Source organism: Methanococcoides seepicolus, from assembly GCF_023684405.1.
In the GTDB taxonomy this organism is placed as follows: domain Archaea; phylum Halobacteriota; class Methanosarcinia; order Methanosarcinales; family Methanosarcinaceae; genus Methanococcoides; species Methanococcoides seepicolus.
In genome coordinates this window covers 1-2,710 of the sequence record NZ_JAGSOI010000119.1, presented here as the reverse complement: position 1 = coordinate 2,710, position 2,710 = coordinate 1, and the positions used below count along the sequence as shown (strand labels likewise).

3 protein-coding genes and 1 pseudogene are annotated in these 2,710 nt (G+C 41.7%); 3 read left to right on the top strand and 1 reads right to left on the bottom strand.

Annotation, left to right across the window (positions count from 1 at the left end; all coding sequences use genetic code 11):
• Positions 1 to 514 (bottom strand): FKBP-type peptidyl-prolyl cis-trans isomerase (locus tag KDK67_RS13895; protein WP_250869444.1); only part of this gene is annotated, 514 nt, incomplete at its 3' end.
• Positions 515 to 611: 97 nt separating this feature from the next.
• Here KDK67_RS13895 and KDK67_RS13890 point away from each other — a divergent pair.
• The 3 genes and pseudogenes from KDK67_RS13890 to KDK67_RS13880 all read left to right on the top strand — a co-directional run.
• Positions 612 to 812 (top strand): annotated as a pseudogene (locus KDK67_RS13890) (ArsR/SmtB family transcription factor); the annotation flags it as partial.
• Between the two features lie 560 nt (positions 813 to 1,372).
• Positions 1,373 to 2,047 (top strand): DUF2162 domain-containing protein, encoded by a 675-nt coding sequence (locus KDK67_RS13885; protein WP_250869443.1) that lies wholly within the window; start codon positions 1,373 to 1,375, stop codon positions 2,045 to 2,047.
• A 2-nt stretch (positions 2,048 to 2,049) separates the two neighbouring features.
• Positions 2,050 to 2,673 (top strand): MotA/TolQ/ExbB proton channel family protein, encoded by a 624-nt coding sequence (locus KDK67_RS13880; RefSeq protein ID WP_250869442.1) that lies wholly within the window; start codon positions 2,050 to 2,052, stop codon positions 2,671 to 2,673.
• Positions 2,674 to 2,710: the final 37 nt, after the last annotated feature.

Sequence of the window (2,710 nt, the reverse complement as noted above, 5' to 3'; positions counted from 1 at the left end):
TCTTGAATGTCAGGGTCTCTCCGGCAAGGTGGTGGTTGTAGTCAACATATGCGTTGGTCTCATCCATTCTAACAATGGTGACCTGACCATACTGTGTGAAGAGGGGCATACCGACCTCTGGTTCAATACCCATTTCTTTAAGCTGGGTTCTTGGGACCGGCTGTACAAGTTCCTCATCGTATTCTCCATAGGCGTCTGCTGCCGGGATGGTGACCGTCTTTTCTTCACCGACCGTCATTCCGATAACACCTTTGTCGAACCCGGCGATCATCTGTCCTGCACCGACCGTGAATTCAAGTGGTTCGTACCCTCTTGCAGGATTGTGTTGTCCTGCTTCCTTTGCGACATCTTCAAGGGATGTATCAAAGATAGTTCCGTCTTCAAGCTGACCGATGTAGTTGACCGATATTAGATCTCCTTCTTGTACCATAGTATTTTCCTGATCCCCGTTGCTTGCACACCCGCTCACAAGGAGCATGCCTGTAAGTATTAGGAGTAATAGTGCTTTTCTCATTGGAATCAACAGTTCTAATCTTATTATGTGTGATAAGCGTTTTGATTACTGCATATCTTTTAAAAACGACATCATGTAACATCTTCGCAGTTGCGGTGCATATGTCTATGAGCTTGCCAAAGAACTGGGCGTTTCGCGTCAGGTTCTCTATCTTCACTTAAAACGTCTTGAAAAAGCTGGTTTTGTTGAAAGTGATCTTCGACTTGAGGATGATGATATGAGGGCAAAGAAGTTCTTCAGGTTGAAAGAGTTCAATGTTTTATTGGGTATCAATGACCTTAGGTCATTCTTCGAATGATCTTGCTAAGAGCGCTGTAACTGGATAGTTTTCTCAGATAGCTTTCTTTAATTCTTTCTCTTTACTTCCTTTTAAAAAACTTCTAATATCGCAACTTTGACAGTTCTATTTTTTAACCCTATAGAATTTGACAGTTGTTACTAAATTAAACATTTATGTTAACAAATGCTATGTAAAAACTACAATTTATGACATGTTCTTATTTTAGTTGCAGATTGGGCAAATGTTGATGGAAAAAAAGCAAAATACCACCAAAATTAGCATTAATTTTTATAAACTGTCTAATTAGGGTACTATTATTTCGCAATCGTTACCACATTGAATTATATGTATGTTTTAATTATGTTGTGTATATACACAGTTTGATTACGTTTATAATCTCAATACTCATTGTTATATATCATAATGTTTTTCCTTGTTACAATTCAGATTGATTGTATTACTTTATGAATATAAGTTCAAAAATTCAGATATTAATATAAGCAAAAACGGGTGATATATGTGGTCATAAATGAATGCATTTCAGCATTTAGTTCGCCATGCTCAACGGGTGGTACTAAATGAACATGGTAATTCTCACAGTCGTAGGTATCCTGATGGCTATCTTGCTCTTTGGTGTAAAAACCGGTATTGGTTGTGGCTTCTCAAACCGTAGTCTGAAAAGCATTCTTCTATTGGCTTCCAGCTATCTTCTTTTGTCCATTGTTCTGGGCAGTCTGATAGGATATGTGGATCAGTCAAGCCTTGATGTTATTGCGAGCATGGGTATGTCCATTCATGTCATAGTAGCTCTTCTTCTCATCGGTGCCGGCATCTATACCCAGAAACAATGGAACTGTGGGTGTGATGTTTCCCATCGCACCTTCCTTGTCATCTCGCTCCCCTGTCCTGTCTGCCTGACGGCATTGTTCATGTCCTGTATGCTGCTGGCATCATACATCGATAGGAGTGGCACTCTGATAGGGTTGCTTGTGGGAGTGGTTTTTTTCATTTCTGTTGTGTCAACATCACTGCTTTGCAAGAAACTTGGCAAGACACCCGAAACGCTCGGTAACATCATGATGATCCTTGGTATCTACTATCTAATGGGTGCCATTATTGTTCCTGCTTACATCAAAACGAAACAGATGAACATCCCTCAATACACTGCACCGCCTATGGATATTCTTCCCTTTGTGGTATTCGCGGTCTTCATTGCCGGGGGATTTGTTCTGAATAAAATACGGAGTAATTGAAAATGGCTATTGATTCATTTTTGTTCCAGCTGATGTACACTGCATCAGCTGCGTTGTTATATCCAGTGGTCATACTGCTGCTGCTAGCAGTTGCAACATCCCTTGGATTGATCGGTGAGTTCATTTCTGAATATGCAAAACGTCATCGCAATGTAAGGGAACTTGAAAAAGTCGGTCGAAGCGTGCAGGAAAGCGTGAAAGCATCTTCGCTTGACAATGCAGCAGAAAAACTGCACAGTCTTGACCAGAACCAACTGGTAACCTCATTTGCAAAAGATGCTGGCGATTATCTGAAACAGAACTCTGTCTCCTCTATCGACTGGCTTTCGGAAGAGTATGAGGTAAGGATGACAAAGCGTCTGGAGCAGACCAAGATACTATCTACGGTTGCTCCAATGCTCGGTCTGATGGGTACCCTAATTCCACTGGGTCCTGCCCTCATTGGCCTTGCGCAGGGTGATATCCTCCAGCTCGCTAACAACCTCATGATCGCTTTTGCAACAACAGTTCTCGGACTGTTCGCAGGTGTCGTAGGATATGTCCTGACACTTATCAGAAAGCGGTGGTACTGGCAGGATATGGCAGATATAGATTATCTTGTGGATTCCATGGGGTCTGAACAATGAGGAGAAAACGCTATCATAGGCCTGGCATCCTCTATGA